Origin of the sequence: Photorhabdus asymbiotica (assembly GCF_003634575.1) — a bacterium.
GTDB classification, from domain to species: domain Bacteria; phylum Pseudomonadota; class Gammaproteobacteria; order Enterobacterales; family Enterobacteriaceae; genus Photorhabdus; species Photorhabdus asymbiotica.
Genome location: NZ_RBLJ01000003.1, coordinates 214,246 through 238,780, shown reverse-complemented (window position 1 = coordinate 238,780; position 24,535 = coordinate 214,246). Strand labels below are relative to the sequence as shown.

Here is a 24,535-nt window from a genome sequence, read left to right as displayed (position 1 = left end):
AATAATAAAGATTTATCATTGAAAAATTTTCTTGCAGTGGGTATTTTGTCTCTATTTCATCTAGCTGATAGTTATCCCTAATGCAAAATATCCCCATATACGAAGATGTGATTTCCGCCGCCCGGCGTATAGAAAACTATGCTTACCGTACTCCAGTCCTGACTTCCCGGACTGCTAACGAAATGACAGGAGCCAGGTTATTTTTCAAATGTGAAAACTACCAGCAGATGGGGGCGTTTAAATTTCGTGGTGCTTTTAATGCGTTATTTGTTTGTCTTGGTGGCGGTGGTTTGCTTTCAAGGAGTGCACTTGCTGCCCGTTATTTATCTCCTGGATGCAAAATTTATGGTGTAGAGCCGGAAGCGGGCAATGATGCCCAACAGTCATTTCGTCAGGGTAAAATTATTCATATCGATACCTCTAAAACGATTGCTGATGCGCGCAAACTCAACATATTGGGCAATATACTTTCGAAATTATTCGAAAAAATATTGATGATATTTTCACTGTTTCTGATGAGGAATTGGTAGAGACAATGCGTTTTTATGCTGAACGAATGAAGATGATTGTCGAGCCGACAGGTGCTTGAGTTTTTCTGCTGTACATAAAATAAGTTAGCAATTGCAAGGGCAAAGAGTTGGGATCATTGTTAGTGGCGGGAATGTGGATATTGCATGTTATTGCGCTTTATTAGCAAAATAATCTCAGACACGATAAAAATCTTATATTTTGGTATTACTGTGAAAAAAACTTCTATTATTCAATCGTACAGAATGTCGGTCTAGTAAAGGAGGTTATTATCTATATTGCATTTTAACGTTTTCGGGTTGCCTAATTATTTCTACTTTTTAAAGTCTGGCTTGTTATTCTTGTCTTGTGATGTCTTTACGGCTTTAAATACACTTTCAGGATTCTGTCCTAGATAAAAATATTAAATTAATATTGTGTTATTAAAGATAAAAATTCACTTTCAGTCGCCTTATTGTATTACTTTCCATAGCCTATTTATTTCATCTATGCAAATTTATTAGCATTTTTGGTGAAAAGGATTTAGTGCGAACATGTTAATCAAAATAATTTATAAAGAAGGGGAGAAAAAATATAAAAAAATTTATGAGTACTGCTTGACCATAAACAACAATTACATTATTTTTGTTTTGTTCCTAAACAGTGCATTATTTAATTAACTAGAGTTAATTGTTTGCTTTTTAAAAGTCATATAGAGGGTTAGTGAATTACATAAAAAACAGAATAATTTAACATCTTGAAGAATTCTTCTATCAGGATTATTAAGAGTTTCCTGTCAAACTGGCAGTACTACCATATTTATCACCATTAACCCTAAATAAGTATCATGTTATGAAGGAGGTAATTGTAAGTGAAATGGTATGTTAAAGAAGCATTTGAAATTAATCAGGCTGTACCGTCTGGGGAATCAATCAATATCGAAGCTGGTTTTGGACCAACAGGGCTTCCACATATAGGTACCCTTTGTGAAATTCTTCGTGCTAATCTTATAAAAACTGAATTGGAGAAAGCAGGCAGAACAGTTAATTTTTATCTCGTTTCAGATGATTTGGACCCTTTTAGAAAAATTCCTTTGAATGTTCTAAATCCTGAAAAGTTAACTCCCTATTTAGGTAAATCAGTGAGTCAGGTGCCAGATCCTTTCGGCAACTTCCAGTCATTTTCTGAAATGGCTGAATACCAATTAATGAAACTTGCAGCAGAATACGAAATAGATTGTAAGCTGGTAAGAAACTCTTTAGCTTATCAAAATGGGGATTACAATGATGAAATTAAATTGTTTCTTCAAAATTTTTCAGCGATAAATCAAATATGCAAAGAATCTACGGGACCTTTAAGACAAAGAACATATAGTATAATAATGCCCATTTCTGAAAAGACTGGGACAGTACTTGAGCATATTGTTGTGACAGGCGTAAACCCAGAATCTGGGGAAATTACCTATTACATACCTGGTGATGAAGTCGTTAATAAACCTGGTTATGAATACGGAGTAGAAATTCGGGAACTTTATAAAAATGAAGTCTTGGATCAAGAGCAAACTATTTCGGTACTGAATGGTAAGTCTAAACTTCAGTGGAAAGCAGATTGGGGTATGCGCCTACTTTCTAGAAATATTCATTTTGAAATGCATGGTGAAGATCTGCTGGCCTCCGCATCTGTTGCGAGTAAGATCGCTGGTGTATTAAACAAACCGGGCCCACGTTTTTACAAATATGGACTTTTTCTTGATGCTTCAGGTAAAAAAATATCGAAATCAAAAGGAAATGGTTTCTCTCTGGATGATGTTCATAATTTGCTTACACGAGATGCAATCCGAATTTACTTATCAAAAGAGCCACAGAAATCTTATAAATTTTATATAGAACAGGCACCACGCCTAAATGATCAGGTGAATATTGAGAAACACGATAGGAAAAGATTGTCTTTTTCAAAGATGGTAAGAATATTACGCGCATCAAAACCGGCAAGTAGACTCGCAGCTGAAAATTTCTTAAATCTGTATAAAAAACAGGAAGAATCTATTTCAGTTCAGGAATTAGAGATAAGTTATAACTATTACGAAAGGACACGTGATGGCAAAAATGAAGGGTTAAGAAACATTAAAGAAGAAAAATATTTTTCAGCCATTTCTCACTCGATAAGCTCTGGAGAAATATCATCTAAAGATCAACTTTTCCAACTGATAACTAAGATATATGAAGAATATTTTCCGGATAATGAATTATCCCAAGTATGGTCTCTACTTTATAGAGGATTATTTGGAGATATCGAAGGGCCACGAATTAAAACATGGTTATATTTAAATTGTATGAAGCATATTTTAGCTCATTTTGAAAATCCGTATAAAAGTCATGATAAAAATATAGTGACTAGTAAAAACAATATATACCCAATGGATTTCAAGATGCATCGCGACGGCCAGGGAGCGAATCCCCGGGAGCATAGATAACTCTGTGACCGGGGTGAGTGAGTGCAGCCAACAAAGAGGCAACTTGAAAGATGACGGGTATAGCTCAGAAAGATATGTTAATAAGAGATATAATTTAGGAGGGTCAAATACATATGACTAAGTTATACAGTAATATTGATTTCAGCGAAATCAAAAGAAAATGTGGCGAGCTTTCCTCAGCTTTACAGAATAACCGTGAAGCTTTGGTTGATGCGCTCTCTGGCTATCAATGTAAAAATGTAACTGAAGATGAAATTCTTCGTTCAGTAGATGTTTTAAGTAATATTGAAAAAAATAGTCAATATTTTAGAAAGAAAATTTATGGTGTCACATCATTTCTCCCTCTTAATCAGCCTATTTATGCTTCTGTGTGTTTTGGTTTTATACCCTCACTGATGGCAGAAAATGTATGTATACGCCCACCTACAGCAATGCATACACATTATAAAAGATTTGAGAAAATTCTTAATTTATCTGAGTTTTCTCCGGCATTATCTATTTCTTATGAAGATAAAGAGTTATTTTTAAGTCAACGAGTAAAGATAACTGATGCGGTAATCTTTACGGGAACGCCAGAGAATGCTATCAAAGTACGTAAGCATTTTAGGAAAAACACGTTATTTATCCTTAATGGCGCGGGCCATAATCCTCTTATTGTTTCAAGAGATGCAGACATCGATTTGGCAGTTGAAAGTGCCAAGCGAGTTGTTCTTTATAATCAAGGGCAAGATTGTGCTGGTCCGAACACGATATTAGTACACAATGATATATACGATTTATTCAGGGAACGGTTAATCTCTGATTTGAAGAATATTGAAGATAAAGTTGGGCCTTATAGTGATTATAAAAATATAGTCGGTCCCAATAGCGATATTGATCACAGTGTGAAAATTGCGTCAGTATTTAAAGCCTACAGGCCATATTGTACGTATGGAGGAGACGTCAATCCTATAAATGGCATGATAAAGCCAACTGTTTTTGAGAAGGAATTATCGTTAGGCGGTAATTATAAAGAGTTTTTTGCCCCTGTTTTTTTCCTACAAAGATATTATCATGATCAAGAATTAACCCATTATTTCTCTGATCCTTTGTATGCAACTAATGCTATGTATATCTCTTTGTTTGGTACAAGTGAATATATCCATAATCAACTCAGTGAACATTTTCACTTGCCTGATAGTATTCTTAGTAATACTGACTTACATCGAGAGGAACACGGTTATCTTCCATATGGTGGTCAAGGACCGGCAGCGTCATGCCTTTGGTATGAAGGTAATAGAATTAGTGGAAGTACGTTACCACAGCGCGATATATATCACTATTTAGTTGAGCCCTATAACGGATAAAATAAATGCAAGCCAGCTTCAAAACACCAAAATCATACATAATATCAATGATATTAGGTTCATCTCTCGTGGGATTGGCAATGGGATATACATTACCTATGGTCAGTTTGAAGTTGGCAAGTCAAGAACATAATCCTGCTATGCTAGGTATTATGTCAGCGCTTCCGGCTATAGGAATGTTTATTTCTTCAACCTTAATGCCAATATTTATTCGTACCTGGAGTTTAAATAAATTACTGGTTATCAGTTTATTTTTATTGGCAGCGTCCTGTTTGTTTTCCTCTTATTTTAATCGGTTACTTTATCTGGCTTTGCCAAGATTTCTGATGGGCTTTGCATGTGGTGTTATCATTGTCATTGGTGAATCATGGTTGAGTAGCAATATCTGTGATAAATATAGAGGGACATTAATGGGGTTATACACTTCGGTTTTTACCGGGTGCCAGCTAATAGGGCCGCTATTAATTTCAGTATTTGGAGTAAAATCTTTAATTCCCTCAGCTTTGCTGTCATTTTTAGTTGTCTTTTGTATTATACTGATATTAACAAACCCATCTTCCTTATTATCACAGCAAACAGAGGAAAAGACTAAATTGCCTATTTTATCTCTGGTGATGTCTATTCCTTGCCTTGTGGTTGGTGTTTTCTGTTTTTCTTTTTTTGATGCAACTGCATTATCGATGCTCCCTTTATATGGGATATCAAATGGAATATCCGAGCAAGTGACGATTACTTTAGTGACATTGCTTTTTTGCGGAGATGCACTTTTTCAAATGCCTCTGGGCTGGTTTGCTGATAGAGTGGGTTTAAAACGCGTGCATGTTATTTGTGGAACCGTCTTCGTAATTTCTTTATTGTTATTACCGCTGACTATCAATACCATTCTTTTATGGATTAATGTCGTTATATTAGGGGCATTTGGTGGTGGAATTTATACTCTCTCATTAGTCAGGGTAGGAAAAAAATATTCAGGGCAGGCTTTAGTTGCTGTAAATTCTCTTTTTGGGGTTGTTTGGGGAGTGGGAAGCCTTTTAGGTCCTTTAATGACGGGGACCGCCATGACGATCTTTGGCAAAGATGGGTTTATTATAATGCTCATTTCAATCGGTCTGCTATTTATCGTCTCCCATCTGATTCCAAAGAAAGTTGTTTCATTGGCATGAGTTGGTAAGGATATTTTTAAAAATAATCTCTAGTTATTATCAGGATATTAGCTGAATATCTATACCCTTCATCCTTCAAGTTGCTGCTTTGTTGGCTGCTTTCTCTCACCCCAGTCACATAGTTATCTATGCTCCTGGGGATTCGTTCACTTGCCGCCGCGCTGCAACTCGAAATTTATTGGGTATAGATAAAAATATTTAAATCTTTGGTGAAAAGGATGTATGAAATCCTTTTCACCCTGTGTCTAATTTTTGTTACTTTTTAAAGCTTGGCTTATCGTTTTTGGTTTAGTTTTGTCTAAACTCACCGGGATGTCTGAAGAAAAAATAATAAAAACAATGTATTGAATAATTAACCGAACCTGTCTTTAAATTTTTTCGAGCTCATTCTTCTGTCCATTTTGCTACTACAGTTAGGACATAAATGCTGTTTTTTACCTTCAATTTCCCACGTGTAATATTTTCTTTTGAAGCCAGTGTTACAAATATCACATCTACTTGGCTTCAATATCGCACCAAGAATCACCAATAAAATTATTCCACCAATCACCCATTCCACGAGCTTCACTCCTCTTGTTTAATCAGGTTTGCTAATGTTAATAATACCAGCAAAGAAAATTATGAACACCTGAACACCATTTCATAGAGTTGAATTCTGTCCCACACCGATTATGAAAAAGCTTGCGAAATCAGTTTAAGGCCGCCGTATGGCGGCCTGCTGATCGAAAGTTAGGATTTTTTACAATCAAATTAACGGTTACTTTTTTCAGCTAAAATAAACATGCCGAATGGATGAATTTCCAGATAGTAATGATTACCAACATTAGGTTGCAATTGGGTAGCATTAATTTGTAGTAGTAAAGTTTGATCTTGCCAGTTTACCGTCACTTCATATTGTGGCCCCATATAAGCCACATGGCTGATGGTGCAGAGCTGGCTTGCATGTCCGTGATGGCTTAGCGTAATGGCTTCTGGCCTGACACCTACCGTTACCGATTGTCGATTGCTGATAAAGTTTTCAGGTCGTGGCAGGCGATACTGGAAAATTTCCACATAATCAGGACCCAAAGTAGCAGGGAAGATATTGGCATCTCCCATGAAACTCGCCATAAACTCAGAGGCAGGTTGACGATAAAGCGTTTGTGGCGCGCCAATTTGCATGATTTTGCCTTTATTCATCACCAATACGGTGTCGGAAACCGCAAATGCTTCACTTTGATCATGAGTCACATACAGCGAGGTGATGTTAAATTGCTGCTGCAATTCGCGGATTTTCTCGCGCATACTGCGACGTAGGTTAGCGTCAAGGTTACTCAACGGTTCATCGAATAGCAGTACTTTGGGTTTGAGTATCAGGGCGCGAGCGAGAGCAACCCGTTGTTGTTGACCGCCGGAGATTTGATCAACATAACGATCTTCAAAACCTCCCAGATCGACCAATTCCAGAGCTTCCTTTACCTGCTCGCGTATCTCCGCTTTAGGCCGTCCTAGCATTTTCAGCCCATAACCAATATTTTCTCCCAGTGACATATGCGGAAATAGGGCGTAGGACTGGAATACCATACAGATATCCCGTTGCTGAATAGAACGATCTGTAACGTTTTCACTATCAATGAAAATCTTACCTTCGCTAGGTTTTTCTAAACCAGCAACTAAACGCAATACCGTAGTTTTACCACAACCAGATGGCCCTAATAGCGTTACCATATGCCCTTGTGGGATAGATAGATCCAGATTGTCGATCACGGTGTTGTTACCGAACCGTTTGGTTACATTTTTCAGTTCGACAAAATTTTGTTGTGTCATGTCGTCACTCCGTGATTACTGTGTATTTTTGGCTTTAGAGCGAGAAATCCGCGCTTCACCAATCAAATAGTCAAATAGGAAAATAATGGCCAGCATGACCACAATCAGGATCGAACCATAAGCAATGGCGACGCCGTATTCACCATCTTCCACCCGATTCAGGATATAGGCAGTTGCCACGCGAGTGTCCGGCGTCACCAGGAATACAATGGCGCTGACGGTGGTAATAGCACGGACAAAGCTGTAAATTAGTGCAGATAGAATTGCTGGGCGCAGTAACGGCAACAGAATGTGGAAAATGGTTCTCATTGATCCGGCTCGCAGGCTCAGAGAGGCTTCATCCAATGATTTATCAATCTGTCCAAGACCTGCAATACCGGCGCGGATACCCACCGGTACATTTCGCATGGTCATGGAAATAATGACGATAGCGGCGGTTCCTGTGAGGTAAAAAGGTGAATCGTTGAAGGCCAGAATATAGGAAACCCCTGCAACCGTACCCGGTACGGCAAAGCACAGCATGGTAGTGAATTCTATAGTTTTCTTACCGCGGAATTGCTGTCGCACAACAATATAAGCAATCAGCAGACCAAGGATGGCGGTGATAGGGGCAGCGATACCGGCGTAGAGTAAAGTATCCAGTAATGAAGGCCATGCGCCGTCATGCATTCCTTGACCGAACAATTTGATAAAGTTATCCAAAGTCAGGGTGTAATCCACCCCCCAGTTGACGGTGAAGCTGCCGTAGAAGATGCTGCCGTACAATAAAATGTTGAACACAACCCAAATAAACAAGATGGCGCAGACACCCCAAACCAGCGAAGTTGGCAACGGCTGTACATCTCCACGATAGGATTTACCAGAAACCGTGACGTAGGAACGTTTACCAATCCACATGTACTGGACGCAAAATATCAGCAGAGAGAAAACCAGCAGTGAAGCACCGAGCGTACTGGCGGCTTGATAGTCAAGTTGGGAACCGGTTATGTAGAAATAAATTTGGGTCGCGAGTACATCAAAGCTACCGCCTAGTACCAATGGGTTACTGAAATCCGCCAGTGACTGAACAATGACGATCAGGAAAGCGTTTGCCAGTGCTGGTTTCAGCAGTGGGATAAATACATTAAAGAAAGTCTGATAACGATTGGCGCGCAGAGTATAGGAGGCTTCTTCTAGTGAGGGATGGATGGTTTTGATGGCACCATCAAGGATCATAAATGCCATTGGCGTAAAGGCCAGTACCTGAGCTAGCCAGATACCGGTAAAACCGTACAGCCAATTGGTGTTGGTCAGGCCGAGCCAGGTTGCCATAAACTCGGTAATGTAACCAGAGCGGCCCATCATCAATGTGACACCTAAACCGACCACAAACGGCGGTGTTACGATGGGTAAAATAGAAAATACCCGGCCAATAATAGCGGAACGGCGCGCGATTCTGGCGGTATAAATTGCTAGCACTAGCCCGAAGAAAGTGCAACCGACACCAACGGCCAGAGAGAGCAAAATGGAGTTAATGATAACCTGAATAATATGTGCTTGCCCCAGTATTGATATAAAAGCAAATGGGGCAAACTGACCGGTATCATCCGTAAACATTGGGATAAAGATGGCGATACTCGGATAAAGGATAAATACGCCTATCAGGGCAATAACTGCCACCAGTGAGCCAATGACAAAACTGTCGCCCCCTAGCCATTCAAGGCGAGACAGGGCCAGAGTGATAATCGCTCCCAGTGAGATAAACAGGATAATGGTAGCGTAACCTAGCCCACGCCCGATAATGGCCGCACTGATAATGACCAATAGAGCGCATAATAAGGCATAACCCGCATCGAAATAGTGGCGGTTGCGCTGATTGCGGTTTGCTGGTGCCAGTGGGCGTAGTAGTAGCGCTGATGGTAACAGGAACCACAGTAAACTGATGTTTAATCCGTTCCAACCATAGGCGGTGAAAAGCTCATCTTGAGTAGAATCGAAAAGGCCATAGTCCAGGCTCCATGATGGTAAAAGCGCGAAAGCCAGCCATATCAGAGCAATCCACCAGAACATAGCATCCCGCTTCTGTCTGATAGGCAAAGTAAAAGTGTGAGACATAATTTCCCTCTTTTTTATTATTATCGTGAGATAACAGTAGTAAGAATCTATCCTCCAGGATGTGATTAATGAGGTAGCTTGATAGATAGCTTCTAAGGGCGGAGTAGACCGCCCTTAATTGACCTTATTTAGCCATTTTCACCTCGGTCACCCATTTGGTGATTAATTCTTTGCGTACATCATTGGTGCCATATTTATCCATGTCGTAATTGATCAGTTTCAGATCGGATAATTTCAGTGCCAAAGGAGAAGCTTTCGCCGTGGTGTTGGTCAGAATCTGATAAGCTTTGCCTTTCTTCCAACTCAATTCTTGTGCTTCTTTGGATAGCACCCAGTCAACGAACAGTTTAGCGTTGTCCATATTGCGGGCATTTTTAAGGATACTGACACCGCCAATTTCATAACCGGTACTTTCGCATGGTGCGATAAGTTTTAATGGAGCGCCATTTTCGACTTCCAGTGAGTAATCGTGCAGGAAACCGATACCAATTGCCGATTCACCACGAGCTGCATTACGTGCCGGGGCGACACCGGATTTAGTGTATTGAGAAATGTTGGCATTCAGTTTTTTCAGGTAATCAAATGCCTGATCTTTGCCCCATAATTGGACAAAAGTTGCCAGTGCGGTATAAGCCGTGCCTGAGCTTTGAGGGTCAGCAATTTGAATTTCACCTTTATATATCGGCTTGGTCAGATCTTTCCAGCAGGTAGGAATTGGGATCTTCTTCTCTTTTAGGCGTTCGGTATTGACGCCATAGCCAAGAATACCAACGTAAACCGCGGAGGTGTAGTTGCCTTTACGTTTAGCGGGATCGCGAAACTGCGGCATGATTTGCGTCAGATTAGGTGATTTATATGCGGTCAGTAGATCCATTTCCCCCGCCTGAGAATGCGGGTCTAGCGTACCGCCATACCAGACATCAGCCTGTGGATTGCGTTTTTCTGCCTCAATTTTTGCCAGTGTGCTGCCTGAACCATTGCGGACAAATGTTGTTTTGACATCGTATTTTTCACCGAATGCTCTGGTTTCAGCTTCACATAGGGCGTTAGTTGCACTGCAATAAACAATCAAACGGCCAGCTGCTTGAGCATTGCTGGTGAATGCAGCGACGGCTAGACCTGCTGCGATGAGTGTAGAGAGAGGTTTTAGTTTCATTATTTTGTCCTTTGTATTCAGAACTTCTTATCATTGGAGGAAAGTGGCGGTGTTACCCGGCCATATGTTCCCTTTTACTAACGTCTGCCATTAACAGAGGCATCAATAGCAAACCCATCATGGCAGCTGCGACGGTAAGCAGGGCAAATATTCCAGACCAACCATAATGTGCAATCACCTGACTCATTGGCCAGCCTGCCATGGCAGCGCCCAGATAGGCGTACAATCCCAGATAACCAGTGACCGTTCCGGCGGCTTGTTTATGGCAATATTCTGTTGCTGCCAGCCCAATCAGCATTTGCGGGCCAAATACGAAAAAACCGATACTGAAAAAACAGGCTGCCAACAGTGCATAGTGATGAATGGGGGTTAGCCACAATGCGGTGACAGAGATAAATAATCCCAGCGCGAATAGTAGAATCATAGGGGCGCGCTGGCCGCGGAACAGCAAATCAGATCCCCAACCGGAGAGGAGCGCACCTGCCAGACCACCGAGTTCAAACAGTGAAAGTGTTGCATTGGCACTGAGTAGATTGGTGCCATGTATTTCTGACAACCACAGATTCCCCCAGTCATTAATCGCCATTCTGATGAGGTAGACCAGAAGGTAGGATAGTCCCAATAACCAGATAGTCTTATTAGTCAGAATGGTATCCCGCAGTATCTGCATCATTGGCATGGGAGGCGATAGCTGTTCGTGTCGCAGCTCCAGTAAATCCTGTCGCCAGTGTCCTATACTGGGTAAACCTTGTTGCTGTGGTATGCCACATAACTGATAGCAGAGCCAGATACCCAATAAAATGCCGATAATTCCCGGCATCATCAAAACAGCCTGCCAGCTGTAAGTTGTTGCCAGAAAAGCTGACAACATTGGAATAGTGATGCCAACAATATTAATAGAGATGTTCCAACATCCCCACCAGAAGCCTCGTTCATTGCGGGAGTACCAGTGTGTCAGTAACCTTGCGCAGGGGGGCCATCCCCAGCCCTGAAAGAAGCCGTTCAACGTCCAGATGATCAGTAGGGCAGAAAATGATGAGCAGAAAGCGAACATAATGTTCAATACGCCTGTCATCACTAATCCGGCCCCCATAAACCAGCGATAGCCGGTGAGATCGTGGAATATACCGGAAACAAATTTTGAGCTGCCGTAAGCCAGATAAAATAGACTGGTTATCCAACCGATATCTCCTTTATCTAGCCCTAGTTCTAACTGCATAACAGGCATGACAAAGTTAAAACTTTTGCGCGTCAGATAAAATGCGGCATAGCCAATGATCATAGAAATCAGTAAACGGCTACGCCAATAGCGATAGCGTTGTAAGATCTGTTCTTGGTTGGTGGCTTGCATAGGCGATTCCTCCTTGACTGTTCCTTCTTCTACTTCTACTTAAAGAAGAGGATTCCCACTTCACAGAGATGTGCCGGACCCGCAGTGACGCGAGTCAAGACTTACCTTCCCTCCGTGGGCTAACACCGTCAGCCCGACCGCTATGGAAAATGAATGTAAAGAAAAATTAATGAAAATGAATGGGATAAGGTTTTAGGTAACTAAGAATAATGCTTAGTTATGCCTGATTTTCATCAGAATTTGTGGGCAGGTTAACAATTATGCGTGTACCGTTATCATTACTTAACTGCCAGTCTCCGCCTAGCGCCTGGATACGTTCTTCAATGCCCTGAAGACCAAAACCGCTTTTCCTTTTATCTTCGGTGATACCGATTCCGTTATCACTAATTCTGAGTTCAATCACATCCCGGCGTTGTCGCAACGTGATATTGATGTGGGTAGCTTTGGCATGTTTACTGATATTGTTCAGCAACTCTTGAACCAGACGATAAAGGGTAAAAATCACCGTTTCATTCACTGGATTTTGGGGAAGCTGATAATTTAATTGACAATCAATATCCTGTTGTTTGAATGCGAATTCATCGATCAGATGGTGGAGCGCTTTTTCTAAAGACATCTCTTCCAAAACTGGAGGCCGCAACTGGCGCAGTAATTGGCGGGTGGATTGATGAATTTGTTGAGCAAGATGGTTGATCTGCTCTGCGATCATTTCTGTTGTTGGAGAAGTGGCAGTCCGTTTTACCAACGTTGCCTGAATCTGAATAGCAGTAATATTCTGACCAATTTCATCATGTAACTCGCGGGCGATACTTTTACGGATGTCTTCTTCTGTGTGAACTAGCTTCTTCATCAGGATATGGCGGGCGGTTAGCTCTTGCTCCAATAGTTCACGGTAACGTTGCAGGTTTTCAGCGAGTTGTTGCTGACGGCTGATAGCTATCCCAAGACCGATTCCTAACAATGCCTGAATGATCAGGAACATTTCCAGTTCGCCTAAATCGTTAAAAGCTCCGTTGAGTTGTCGGGCTGATGTGATCATCAGACTGCCCAATAAAGCAGCCAGCACACCACCTTGCCAGCCATAGCGATAGGCCATAAATACATTGGGGATAAATATCAGTATCACCAAAAGACTCTCAATTTCTGGTGATATAAAGATTTGGGCACTCAGCCCGAGTAAGCAGAACAGGCAGCACCACATCAGCAGGGAAGTGCGTAATTGTGGATCAAAATAGCCAGAATCCAGCATATTTTTCAGATGTTGCTGGCGCAGATATTCATAGATCAGATAAACAAAGGGTGACAGTAGAACACCACCAGTTAGAGAGGTAAGAAATAAGTAGCTGGGTTCCGCAGTCAGAGCAAATCCTAAACAAGCCGCTTGCAATACACTATTGATGGCTACACCTGCCAGTAAAATGGAGAGCCGCTGCCAATACAAGATATAGCGCCACCAGATCCGCTGGACCATAAAAGTGGGTATCAGGCTGAGAAATGGCGATAACAGAATGATATTGTCAGTAATAAGCTGTTCGCTGCCGAGCCATAGTAAGATGATGACTTCAGTGACTAATAAGGTTGGCAGATAGCGCCGCCCCAGTAGAATAAGCAGCGCTAGCCTTAATCCTTGTGGTAGAAGTAGTGTGGCTTGTTGCCCGTTATCATTCAGGTAGAAACTGATGGTCCATAGAGAAAGCCAGCTCAGTGAATAAAAAATCAGCAGAAATAGTGATAACAAGCTAAAGCGTAATCCACCGCTCATGGAGTCCTCGTTAGAAGTTGGTGTTGCAGGGCATAATGAACCAGCTCGATGGTGCTATCGCACTGTAATTTACCAAGAATATTGGCACGATGAACATGGACGGTTTTAGGGCTGAGATTGAGTTGCTCGGCGATAGTTTTAGCACTGATGCCATTGATAAGCAGATCAAATATTTCGCGTTCTCTGGGGGTGAGAATTTGCAGTGCTTTAATGTCTTGTGGTGTTTGACGTAGGGCTTTCAGTGCATCAGCACACAAATAGCAACCGCCTTTATGTACTGAGCGAACGGCTTGTACCAACTCTTCTGGGCCGCATCGTTTGGTGAGATAGCCGCAGGCACCGGCATCCAATGCACTTTGTACAAATGCGGTGGTGTCATAAATACTGAGAATAATGGTTCGGAAATCGGGCCGTTTTTGCCGTAACCGGGTGAGCAGGTGCAAACCACTTTCATCCGGCATCGCGATATCCATTACCGCAACATCAATCGGGTTCCTGAGTAAATCTAACCAGGCTTCGTTGGCGCTGCTATATTGTCCGGCGATTTCAAGATCATTCTCAAGAGTCAGTAATTGGGCAAAGCCGGAACGGACAACGACGTGGTCGTCAATAAGTGCAATTCTAATCATAATTTTTGTTATTAATTATAAACACAATAACTTACATGATGTGCAGGAAAAGCAGGTTGTGCAAATTAATCAACTAAATCTGTAAGAAAGCTAACAAATTTAGTGAATTTTTACGTGATAATTAAGTAGATTCAGTGAAAGAGCGGGTTTGTTAGCCTTGAGTTTGTGATCAACCTGTATAACGTTGAGTATGGGTGAAAATGGGAAGAATGAGTGTTAAATCCCTGGTACAAAATGCAGCGCGCCCATTTAGGCGCGCTGAAATAACGTCAGGTAGATTTGATCTGGTTAATAATAAAAGGATTAATCTGCAATAAAATAAGCGGCTTTCTTGCTGCGCCAGTTGGTTGGCAACGTTTACTTTCCCCGCTTTTTACCAAGTCATAGCTTACACCAACTGCTACGGCAAGCTCCTGTTGTTTCACCAATTAATTTAATCCAAGAGAGTAGACACACTCTTTCGATCCTCCTTTTTACAAACCAATTTACTTCCTTCTTTATATGCCAACAATATGGTTATACGGTATTTTCAATGCCTTATACCCAATAGATTTCGAGTTGCAGCGCGGCGGCAAGTGAACGAATCCCCAGGAGCATAGATAACTATGTGACTGGGGTGAGTGAAAGCAACCAACAAAGCAGCAACTTGAAGGATGAAGGGTATATACTATAGGGACTAAAAGGGGTGATTTAATAAAGTCATTTATTATCAATAATATGACAACTTCATGATATTTATTTTTACAATCATTAACATTAGTTTGGTTGCATGTCACTTATTAGTGATGAAAAATAGAAAATAGGCGTCTTTATCCCCCTTGAATTTGAACATTGGATACGATTAAGAGAGCAGGAATTAAGAGAAGTTAAAACTGTCTATGCTTTTTTTTAAAGAAAGTTTATCGTCCCCAGGGAAATCTGGAAGGGGTAATCTTCGATAGAAATGAAAATATTGATGAGCTGGGTTTTGGCAACCGGATAAGGCTGTGCACACAACCACGGATATCTAATTAAGGAACAAGTCACCTTCACGAAAAATCCAAAATAATCACAACTAGTAAACTGAAATCTCCACACGATATTGATATAGTTATCTCTTGAAATAACAAGGAAATATATTGTGGTTTTGAATTCACATATGCGTGCGATTGTTATGCAACAAAAACAGAAAACACTCGAGATATTGTTTTTTCTGTTCCATAAGTGCGATAAATGACATAACTTCTATTTTCTATAAATTTGTTAAAAACATTATTAGAGAAATGGATTAAGAGGGAGTTTAGTAAATCTGGCTATAAAAATCAGATAAGTTATGTATGAATATTTAATAAAATAATTAAATAACGTTTCATAATTCTGCCACACATGGCCTTCTTAATTCATTGTTATAAATAGAATTATGAGTGGGATAAGATGTGATGCTATTTGGGAATCTTATTTAAAATACCGATTGTATACCCAATAAATTTCGAGTTGCAGCGCGGCGGCAAGTGAACGAATCCCCAGGAGCATAGATAACTATGTGACTGGGGTGAGAGAAAGCAGCCAACAAAGCAGCAACTTGAAGGATGAAGGGTATAAATCCAATGAGTTATTTAAAGGAATACGAACATGTCTACTGCCAGAGTAACGGTGTCGCACTTATTATGTGGATCTACCAAAGTAAACGAAGCAGCAAAAGCAGAAAATTCAGACCTAGCAAAACTAATAACAGGGATAAAAAATACCTCTTTACAACATAACAAAAATACTCCGAAAAATGTCGAAGAATTTAAGGAACAGAACCCAAACATTCTTAAACTTAAATCAGAAAATGAGGAGACTATAGGGGTCCTTAAGCCGGCAGAAAAAAAATCATCTCCAAAAGCACATCATTTGTCATCACCAGAACGCCGTATTCAGGAGTTAATGGATAAAAGTTGTCATAATGTTGAGCATCGTCTTGCCTCCCGTTATACCAGTACTGGCCTTGGTACCCAAGTGTCACCGGGCAAGGTGCTGACCACCACACTGAAATGTCTGACTCTGAATGCCCCAGTTCGCAAGATTGGTACTGCCATACAGAGAGGACATGACTCCCATGCACAAAGTGCTAAAGGTAAGGCGCTTTATTGGACTGGGGCCATTATTAAGGGATTGGCCAATATCATGGGCGGCGCTAGTAGTGTAATAAGTGGTGCGATCTCGGTCGGTGTTGCCGGAGTTAAAAACCTGGCGGAATTCACGGGGCGTTTGTTGGTATCTTCAGCCTTAGGGCTGTCTGGAGCGGTTATGAAGGGAGTTTCGTATCTACCGCTTGGTGTGTCTGATCATTTACAGGCTAGAACGCGTGCCGAGAAATTGCTGAATACTGCCAAAGTACTCGTCAAACCAACGTTTGTAGCTAAAGCAGAGCAAGAGCCGTTGAATGTTGCAGGAGCCAGAGCAGTGATGGATGCGGCCCGATTGGCGAGAATCAGTTGCTCCAGTAGTTATCGGGAGATGCCGACAGGTTACAGTCATGCCACTTTGGCTGATATCCCGTCTTCGATATTGGCTCGCAGAGAGGATGGTAGTGGCGGGACCGGCGAGGCGTTAACCCTGCATGTTCGTCCCGGCAAGGGGGAGAATGATCCTTTAATCCTTGAAGGAGATGCCTGGTCTGCGCTCAAGGTCGCTGTTTACAAGCGTGACGATACCGTGGTGCTTTCCTTTGTGGGCACTCAGCCAACTAAACGTCCTGGTACTATAAAGAGTGATGTCTGCGCTGCTTTGGGGATCAAGGACAGCGCGTTTCAAGATGCAGACCGCTTGATTAAAGCCTTTACTAAACAATATGGCAATAAGGTTGAGGTTCTAGGTCACTCCTTGGGCGGCGGGTTGGCGCAATATGCGGGCATCAAACATGGGATCAAGGTCACCGTATTCAATAGCATGGGATTGCATGTAGGATTGCGGGATCGGTTAGCCGACAAGTTGGATAGTGTCAATGTCACCCACATCAATACCAGTAATGATCCGCTGAGTCAAAAGGTTGAACATGGCATTTTTGGTCTGGATGCCAGCTCCCAGGTGGGCAAGCGTTATGTGATTGAGGACTCAGGTGGTCACCGTATGGAGTCGGTGACCGCTGGTTTGGAAGCCTTACTGGCTTAACGACTCGATATGTCATGGACAACGCCTCCTGGGAGGCGTTATCGCTGCTAACAGACACGGTATTTAAAGACCCAGTACTTAACGCAATTGCGTGTTATTTCAGTGCTTTGAGGATTTGCCAGGCCGCTTTGATGCGTGCCTCATTGGGATAGTTTTTGTTGGCCAGTAGCACAATACCCATTTGCTCTTGCGGCACAAACGCGACATACGCGCCGAAGCCATTGGTGGAACCGGTTTTATTGATAAAAAGCGCATCCGTTGGCGGCTCTGGCGGTGATAGTTCCGTGGTTTTGTTGGCTTGATAAGCGATCTCCGCGGAGTTACCGCTCAGGACCTGCTCAAGGGTAACGGGCCAGTGATAAAGCTCCCAGCCCAGCCCTTGCGTCATCTCACCCGTTCGGTAATAGCCGGTATGAGTTGCCCGAATGGCCTGTGCCAGTTTGCTGTCACCTACGCGGGAAGGATCGATATTCGCATCAACGAAGCCGATCAGATCCTGTGCACTGGTTTTCAGGCCATAGGCCTCCTCATCCAGCACGCCCGGGTTTATGCGAATCGGTTTATTCTCTTTTGAATAACCCAATGCATAATTCTTCATCTCCTGCGCGGGCACGTTAAACCAGGTATGGTGCAGACCAAGCGGTGAAAGGATCTGGTTTTTCACCAGTATTGAGTAAGGTTTTTCAAGGCGTTGGGCAACGATATAGCCTGCCAGGCCAATACTGGGATTGGAGTACTGGCGGTAGGTTCCGGGGGGGTACTTTGGCTGCCAGTGCTGGAACCAGTCTACCATTTTGCTATTGTTGTCGATTTCATCAGGGAATTGTAATGGCAGGCCGCCCGCAGTATAGGTGGCAATATTCAGCAAGTTTATGTTGTCAAAAGCACTGCCTGCAAGCGGTTGAAAATGCTGGCTGGCCTTATCGGAGAAGGAAATGGCTCCCGTCACCTGTGCCCAGGAAATCAAGCTGCCGGCAAAGGTTTTGCTGACCGAACCTAATTCAAAGATTGTCTCTTTGGTGACCGGCGTGTTGCTCTCTTTTGATGCATCACCGTATTGATAGAAAAAATGTTGACCGCGGAAAGTTACCGCAATCGCCATTCCTGGAATGTCATATTCCTGCATCAGGGAGTGTATGGTCTTATCAACCGTATTTGTCAGACGGGTCTGATCGGGTGTATTCGAGGCTTGAACGCCGAGAGATGCGGCAAGCAGCAGACTGCCAGTCAGCACCGAAAATCGTTTTGTCATTTGTGTCGTTTCCTAAATTACAGTGAGTACTTTCAGTCCTAGATTTTATCAGGATTTGCACACCCAATTACAAAATTTGTGATCTTTATCACCTGACAAAATAAAACTTTGCGGTTGATGATTGAAAACCAAGCGCTTTCGTTTCTTCATATCAATTGTTACCCAAAATGTGGATGAAAACTGATTCTTGGGTAAATAGTCAGTAACCAGAGAATTGAATGTTTTCTTTCACTTTGTTTCTAATCGAAAGTTTTTTGGTTGGTTTTTGGCTATATAATAGACTGTAATACCGATCACAATTTCATTTCATTGCTTTTGCTGTAATTAAACCGAAAGAGAGAGAAAGCAATCCATCACAGGTGACGTGAATATGTCGCTGGAAATCTGAGGAGCATAGTGGAATGGCTGTGGATACCGTAAAAAGACGTGAACAGATTATCGACCTGCTGTGCCATGAGGGCAGTGTACGTGTTGAGCATTTGAGTTCTCGTTTTGGGGTTTCTAGCGTCACTATCCGTAATGATCTGCGTTATCTCGAACAGAAAGGCTGTGTTTTGCGTTCCTATGGCGGTGCCATGTTAAATCAGCAATTTGCCTTTGATCGCCCTCTGCAAGATAAGGGCCGAATGAATCGTGATGTGAAATCGCGCATTGCGGCTAAAGCAGCACAGTTTGTTAAGGACGGTGATGCATTGATCCTTGACTCCGGCTCAACGACTACGCAAATCGTGCCACATCTTAAGGAACGGCGTGATTTGGTGGTCATGACAAACGCGTTGAATATCGCCTATGAACTAGCGGGATTTGACCAGATAAATGTGATGGTACTTGGCGGGAGTGTACGTCAGAACTCCTACTCACTCTATGGTCCGGCTGCGGAACAGCAATTGCGTCAATATCGTTTTGATACTCTGTTTCTTGGCGTCGATGGGTTTGATCTGGAAGCAGGGATAACCACGCCACACTCCGGTGAAGCTCACCTTAATCGCGTAATGTGTGAGGTGGCACATGAAATTATCGCTGTGGCGGATGCCAGTAAATTTGGGCGCAGAAGCTTTTGTATGATCCGTCAGGCCGGACAGATTCATCGGCTGATTACTGACAGCCGGGTCCCCGATAACTACAGGCGGGCATTAACTGAACTCGGCGTAGATGTAATTATTGCCGACGAGTAGCTCTTACCAAGGTTCTTGCTCGCATGGGAGATACCATGCAATCACTATTACAACTTATCCGTCGCCACAAATCAGGTGAAGCGGTGGGGATCTATTCAGTCTGTTCTGCCCATCCTTGGGTATTGGAAAGTGCTTTGTGCGTCGCTAAAGAGCGTAAGACATCGGTACTGATTGAAGCAACATCTAATCAGGTCAATCAATTTGGCGGTTATACCGGTATGCAACCCGTTCAGTTTCGTGATGCAGTTTGGCAACAAGCAGATCGCATTGGTTTACCGCGTGATCGTATCTGGTTGGGCGGTGATCATCTTGGGCCGAATGCCTGGCAAGATCACCCCGCAGAGGAAGCAATGAAGCTGGCAGAAACCTTGGTACATGATTATGTGGCGGCGGGATTTCGTAAGATCCACCTTGATTGCTCTATGTCTTGTGCTGATGATCCGATACCGCTTGGTGACAAGGAGGTTGCGGTACGGGCTGCGCGTTTGTGTCAGGTGGCAGAGCGCTGTTGGCAACAGGTGGGGGGAGAACCGCCTGTTTATGTAATTGGTACCGAAGTGCCCGTACCGGGTGGCGCTAAAGAAGCACTGGCAGGTATGCAAGTCACTACGCCTCAGGCAGCGGCCACAACGTTGAATGTGCACCGGCAAGCCTGGCAGTTGGCTGGGTTGGAGCAGGTATGGCCGCGAGTAATTGCGCTGGTGGTTCAGCCGGGTGTAGAGTTCGATCACCATCATATCGAACACTACCAACCTAAGCGTGCGGCGGCACTGAGTAAATATATCGAATCCCAACCCTATTTGGTCTATGAAGCTCATTCTACTGATTATCAAACGGCACAAGCTTACCGTGAACTGGTACGTGATCATTTCGCTATTCTGAAAGTCGGCCCAGCGTTGACTTTTGCCCTGCGTGAAGCGCTTTTCGCACTCGATAAGATTGATAGTGAATGGAATAGTGAACAGCAAGCCGCTCATTTGTGTGCCACTTTGGAACAGGTCATGCTTGAGCAGCCGGAGCACTGGAATCGTTATTACCACGGCACACCGCAGCAACAATTTATTGATCGTCAATACAGTTTGAGCGATCGCGTGCGTTACTACTGGCCGCACCCGCAGGTACAGCAAGCCGTTAACACTTTGATGGATAACCTGCGTCGTCGTCCTGTTTCCCTTTCATTGCTAAGTCAGTACCTGCCAGAGCAAGCGCAGGCAGTTAACGCTGGACGGTTGGACAATGATCCGCACGCTTGGGTGTTGGATAAGATTCGGTCTGTGTTGCTGAGTTATGCTCAGGCTTGTGAGTTTGAGGTACAAGGAGCGTTAGTATGAGTGAACTGTTTTCCTACACCGAAGCCTGGCTACGTGAGCATCACGCGCTATACACGGCCAGAGAAATTCATCAGCAGCCTGAGCTTTGGCGTCAGTTATATCAAAACCTGCAACGTGAGAAAGAACTGTGGCAACCATTTTTGGCACCTTTGTTGTCTGATCCGGAATTACAAATAGTGCTGTGCGGTGCAGGCTCCTCAGCATTTGTTGGGCGTGCTCTGGCACCTTGGTTACGTGAGCAATGTGGGCTGAAGGTGGTAGCGTACAGCACGACAGATATTGTGCCTGCTCCTTTGCAGTATCTTGATCCAACGCGTTCAACATTGCTGATTTCTTACGGACGATCGGGCAATAGCCCGGAAAGTGTGGCGGCGGTGCAGCTGGCTGATCAGTTGTTGCCGTGCTGTTATCACTTGATGCTGACTTGTAATCCTGATGGCGCATTAGCGCGTTATGCCGAAGGTCGTTCCCACGTTTACTCACTGAACATGCCACAGAGTTCTCATGATCAAAGTTTTGCCATGACTTCCAGTTTTAGTTGTATGACGCTGGCAACTGCGTTGTTGCTGGGACCGTTAACATTGGAACAGAGTCGAGCGCCATTGATGACGATGGCCGCGTTATGTGAGCGGGAATGGAAGCAGTGGCAGGTACAGACTAAGTTGCTAGCACGCAGTGGTTTTAAGCGCATGATGTGTCTGGGTTCCAGTTGTTTTACCGGCGTAGCAGAAGAAGGCGCCCTCAAGATGTTGGAGTTGACTGCCGGGTATGTTGCTACGCGTTACGACTCGTCAATGGGAGTACGTCATGGGCCGAAGTTTATGATCGAACGGGATACGCTGGTCGTCATGATGCTCTCTGCTGATCAGTATCGCCGTCGTTATGATCTCGATTTGTGGCATGAGCTGAATCATGACGGATTGGCGTGTCAAATTGTGGCATTGAGTGGCACACAGGGGAAAGGGTTCACGGTAATTAATAGTGAACAAGATGATATCTGGCTGTTGTTCCCCTATTTGATGTTTTTGCAGATGTTAGCGTTTGAAACCTCGCTGGCTCTGGGCATAACGCCAGACAATCCATGTCCGACAGGGGAAGTCAACCGTGTGGTGAAGGGAGTGGAAATTTATCCTTTCCATCTAGCGTACTCACAAACAACTGAATGTAGTAGGAGTGATTATGTCGATACCGAATATTTTAATGACTCGAATTGATAACCGGTTGGTGCATGGTCAGGTAGGTGTGACCTGGACCAATTCACTGGGAGCTAATCTGGTATTGGTGGCTAACGATCAAGTTGCCAGTGATTTGGTGCAGCAAAACCTAATGGATATGGTGGTTTCCGATGGGGTTCAGACTCGTTATTTCACCTTACAGAAAACCATTGATGTGATCCATAAAGCGGCTGAACGCCAGAAGATTTTTATCGTTTGTAAAACGCCACAGGATGTACTGACCTTGGTCAAGGGAGGAGTACCTATCAGTTTTGTTAATGTGGGTAATATGCATTTTGCCGAAGGCAAGCGTCAAATCCATAAGACGGTTTCGGTTGATGACAGTGACGTGGTGGTGTTTCGTGAATTGGAGCAATTAGGTATCACTTGCGAGGTTCGACGAGTGCCGGACGAAGCGGGAGAACCTATCGCTAAGTTACTGGCCTGAGAGGTGAGTTATGCTGATTGATGCGATATTGATAGGATTATTGGCTGGGTTGGCGGGGGTGGATCTATTTGATGGGTTGACCCATTTTCACCGTCCGGTAGTAATTGGTCCATTGGTTGGACTGATTTTAGGGGATGTACAGACGGGTTTATTGGTGGGGGGGACGCTGGAGCTGGTCTGGATGGGAATGGTGCCGCTGGCTGGTGCCCAGCCGCCTAATGTGGTGATTGGCGGTGTGATTGGGACGGCATTTGCCATTCTAACGAATGCTGATCCTAAAGTAGCAATTGGTATTGCAGTGCCATTCTCCATTGCGGTACAGGGTTGCATTACCCTGCTATTTACTGTGTTCTCACCAATGATGCATAAATGCGATCAGATGGTGAAAGAATTGAACTGGCGCGGTGTGGAGCGGGTCAACTATCTGGGCATTACCATTCTGTTTTGTTTCTATTTTATCGTGGCATTTTTGCCAATTTATTTTGGTGCCGACGCTGCCAGTATCATGGTACAGAAAGCACCACAGTGGCTGCTAGATGGTCTGGCGGTTGCTGGCGGTATGATGCCTGCCATCGGCTTTTCAATGCTGATGAAAATGATGATGAAAAAAACCTATGTTGCCTATTTTATTCTGGGTTTCATTTCGGTCACATTCCTTAATATGCCGATTATCGCCGTAGCACTCGGTGCATTTGCGATTGCTTTAATCGATTTCTTTAACCGTTCCCGTATGGAAGATGTGGCTGAACGCAGCGCACCTACCACCCAATCTCAGGAGATGGAAGATGGCATTTAACGACACCGATACTGCTATGGCAGATAAAGCTGAGAAAAGGATGGCACAGGCGTTGGCGACCAGTCAGGTTGAGCAAGATGACTATCAGGACAGTATGCCGGGTGAGGCGCTGACTAAAGGCGATCTGAATCGTATGGCATGGCGCTCTTTGTTGTTACAGGCATCATTTAACTATGAGCGTATGCAAGCGGGGGGCTGGTTATACACCTTGATTCCCGGATTGCGTAAGATCCATAAGAACCCGCAGGATCTGGGGAATTCAATGAAGATGCATATGGAGTTTATCAATGTGCATCCATTTGATGCCACTTTACTGTCGGGCTTGGTGCTGGCGATGGAGCGAAATAAGGAAAAAATTTCCACTATTCGCGCGGTGAAAGTGGCGCTAATGGGACCGCTGGGCGGGATTGGTGATGCATTATTCTGGTTGACGCTGTTACCTATCTGCGCCGGTATTGGCGCATCTTTGGCGCTACAGGGGAGCTTATTTGGTCCCATCGTATTCTTATTGCTATTCAACATCGTACATTTCGGTTTGCGTTTTGGTTTGGCCCATTATGGTTATCGGGCGGGTATCAATGCATTAGCGTTGTTAAAAACACACACTAAAAATATCTCCCATGCGGCATCAATCGTTGGGATGACAGTGATAGGAGCACTAGTGGCTTCGTATGTCCGTTTTTCGACGCCGGTGGTGGTCAATGCGGGTAAAGCGAGTGTGGCGCTACAAAAAGATGTGTTGGATAAATTGATGCCTAACTTGCTGCCATTGTGTTTCACCCTGTTGGTGTTTTGGCTGATGAAAAAAGGATTCTCGCCGGTCAAGTTAATTGGTTTGACGGTAGTGCTCGGCATTGTAGGTAAATTTGTTGGTTTTCTTTAACAAGCGACGTTGAG

At 43.5% G+C, this 24,535-nt stretch carries 18 protein-coding genes and 2 pseudogenes; 11 read left to right on the top strand and 9 right to left on the bottom strand.

Annotated features, from left to right (window positions below; translation table 11 throughout):
• Positions 1–80: 80 nt before the first annotated feature.
• The 4 genes and pseudogenes from BDD30_RS13305 (at position 81) to BDD30_RS13290 (ending at position 5,489) form a co-directional block, all read left to right on the top strand.
• Positions 81–702 (top strand): annotated as a pseudogene (locus BDD30_RS13305) (pyridoxal-phosphate dependent enzyme).
• 676 nt (positions 703–1,378) lie between these two features.
• Positions 1,379–2,980, top strand: a complete 1,602-nt coding sequence (locus BDD30_RS13300) for a hypothetical protein (protein WP_012776947.1) — start codon at positions 1,379–1,381, stop codon at positions 2,978–2,980.
• A 113-nt stretch (positions 2,981–3,093) separates the two neighbouring features.
• Positions 3,094–4,326 (top strand): aldehyde dehydrogenase family protein, encoded by a 1,233-nt coding sequence (locus tag BDD30_RS13295; protein WP_012776948.1) that lies wholly within the window; start codon positions 3,094–3,096, stop codon positions 4,324–4,326.
• 5 nt (positions 4,327–4,331) lie between these two features.
• Entirely contained in the window at positions 4,332–5,489 is a 1,158-nt protein-coding gene (locus BDD30_RS13290; RefSeq protein ID WP_012776949.1) for an MFS transporter, read from the top strand.
• A gap of 352 nt (positions 5,490–5,841) precedes the next feature.
• Here BDD30_RS13290 and BDD30_RS13285 read toward each other — a convergent pair whose 3' ends face one another.
• The 8 genes and pseudogenes from BDD30_RS13285 to BDD30_RS13250 form a co-directional block, all read right to left on the bottom strand.
• Positions 5,842–6,048, bottom strand: coding sequence for a hypothetical protein (locus tag BDD30_RS13285; RefSeq protein ID WP_041381578.1), 207 nt, complete (start codon positions 6,046–6,048; stop codon positions 5,842–5,844).
• Positions 6,049–6,239: 191 nt separating this feature from the next.
• Positions 6,240–7,295 carry a ferric ABC transporter ATP-binding protein gene (fbpC, locus tag BDD30_RS13280; protein WP_012776950.1) on the bottom strand — a complete coding sequence of 352 codons (1,056 nt, stop codon included), beginning with the start codon at positions 7,293–7,295 and terminating at the stop codon, positions 6,240–6,242.
• 15 nt (positions 7,296–7,310) lie between these two features.
• Entirely contained in the window at positions 7,311–9,389 is a 2,079-nt protein-coding gene (locus tag BDD30_RS13275; RefSeq protein ID WP_012776951.1) for an ABC transporter permease, read from the bottom strand.
• Between the two features lie 124 nt (positions 9,390–9,513).
• On the bottom strand, positions 9,514–10,545 hold the full coding sequence (locus tag BDD30_RS13270; RefSeq protein ID WP_012776952.1) for an ABC transporter substrate-binding protein: 1,032 nt from the start codon (positions 10,543–10,545) through the stop codon (positions 9,514–9,516).
• 52 nt (positions 10,546–10,597) lie between these two features.
• Complete coding sequence (uhpC, locus tag BDD30_RS13265) at positions 10,598–11,896, bottom strand: MFS transporter family glucose-6-phosphate receptor UhpC (RefSeq protein WP_012776953.1); 1,299 nt, start codon at positions 11,894–11,896, stop codon at positions 10,598–10,600.
• A gap of 217 nt (positions 11,897–12,113) precedes the next feature.
• Entirely contained in the window at positions 12,114–13,658 is a 1,545-nt protein-coding gene (locus BDD30_RS13260) for an MASE1 domain-containing sensor histidine kinase (RefSeq protein ID WP_012776954.1), read from the bottom strand.
• Entirely contained in the window at positions 13,655–14,287 is a 633-nt protein-coding gene (locus BDD30_RS13255; RefSeq protein WP_012776955.1) for a response regulator transcription factor, read from the bottom strand. The genes BDD30_RS13260 and BDD30_RS13255 overlap by 4 nt, the downstream gene beginning before the upstream one ends.
• Positions 14,288–14,556: 269 nt before the next feature.
• Positions 14,557–14,712: pseudogene (locus BDD30_RS13250) on the bottom strand (helix-turn-helix domain-containing protein); the annotation flags it as partial.
• Between the two features lie 1,186 nt (positions 14,713–15,898).
• Here BDD30_RS13250 and BDD30_RS13245 point away from each other — a divergent pair.
• The gene (locus BDD30_RS13245; protein ID WP_012776958.1) at positions 15,899–17,422 is read left to right on the top strand and encodes a Tle-like phospholipase domain-containing protein; all 1,524 of its coding nucleotides are present in this window, start codon (positions 15,899–15,901) and stop codon (positions 17,420–17,422) included.
• Between the two features lie 94 nt (positions 17,423–17,516).
• Here BDD30_RS13245 and ampC read toward each other — a convergent pair whose 3' ends face one another.
• On the bottom strand, positions 17,517–18,674 hold the full coding sequence (gene ampC, locus BDD30_RS13240; RefSeq protein WP_012776959.1) for a class C beta-lactamase: 1,158 nt from the start codon (positions 18,672–18,674) through the stop codon (positions 17,517–17,519).
• 401 nt (positions 18,675–19,075) lie between these two features.
• Here ampC and agaR point away from each other — a divergent pair, with 401 nt between their 5' ends.
• From agaR to BDD30_RS13210, 6 genes are read left to right on the top strand one after another with little or no spacing between them, the layout of a single operon-like run.
• Positions 19,076–19,849, top strand: a complete 774-nt coding sequence (agaR, locus tag BDD30_RS13235; protein ID WP_012776960.1) for a transcriptional repressor AgaR — start codon at positions 19,076–19,078, stop codon at positions 19,847–19,849.
• Positions 19,850–19,884: 35 nt separating this feature from the next.
• Complete coding sequence (locus BDD30_RS13230; protein ID WP_041381579.1) at positions 19,885–21,180, top strand: D-tagatose-bisphosphate aldolase, class II, non-catalytic subunit; 1,296 nt, start codon at positions 19,885–19,887, stop codon at positions 21,178–21,180.
• Positions 21,177–22,394 carry an AgaS family sugar isomerase gene (locus BDD30_RS13225; protein ID WP_012776962.1) on the top strand — a complete coding sequence of 406 codons (1,218 nt, stop codon included), beginning with the start codon at positions 21,177–21,179 and terminating at the stop codon, positions 22,392–22,394. The genes BDD30_RS13230 and BDD30_RS13225 overlap by 4 nt, the downstream gene beginning before the upstream one ends.
• Entirely contained in the window at positions 22,360–22,842 is a 483-nt protein-coding gene (gene agaV / locus BDD30_RS13220; RefSeq protein ID WP_012776963.1) for a PTS N-acetylgalactosamine transporter subunit IIB, read from the top strand. The genes BDD30_RS13225 and agaV overlap by 35 nt, the downstream gene beginning before the upstream one ends.
• Positions 22,843–22,852: 10 nt before the next feature.
• Positions 22,853–23,638 carry a PTS N-acetylgalactosamine transporter subunit IIC gene (agaW, locus tag BDD30_RS13215; protein WP_012776964.1) on the top strand — a complete coding sequence of 262 codons (786 nt, stop codon included), beginning with the start codon at positions 22,853–22,855 and terminating at the stop codon, positions 23,636–23,638.
• Positions 23,628–24,521 carry a PTS system mannose/fructose/sorbose family transporter subunit IID gene (locus BDD30_RS13210; protein ID WP_041381581.1) on the top strand — a complete coding sequence of 298 codons (894 nt, stop codon included), beginning with the start codon at positions 23,628–23,630 and terminating at the stop codon, positions 24,519–24,521. The genes agaW and BDD30_RS13210 overlap by 11 nt, the downstream gene beginning before the upstream one ends.
• Positions 24,522–24,535 lie beyond the last annotated feature (14 nt).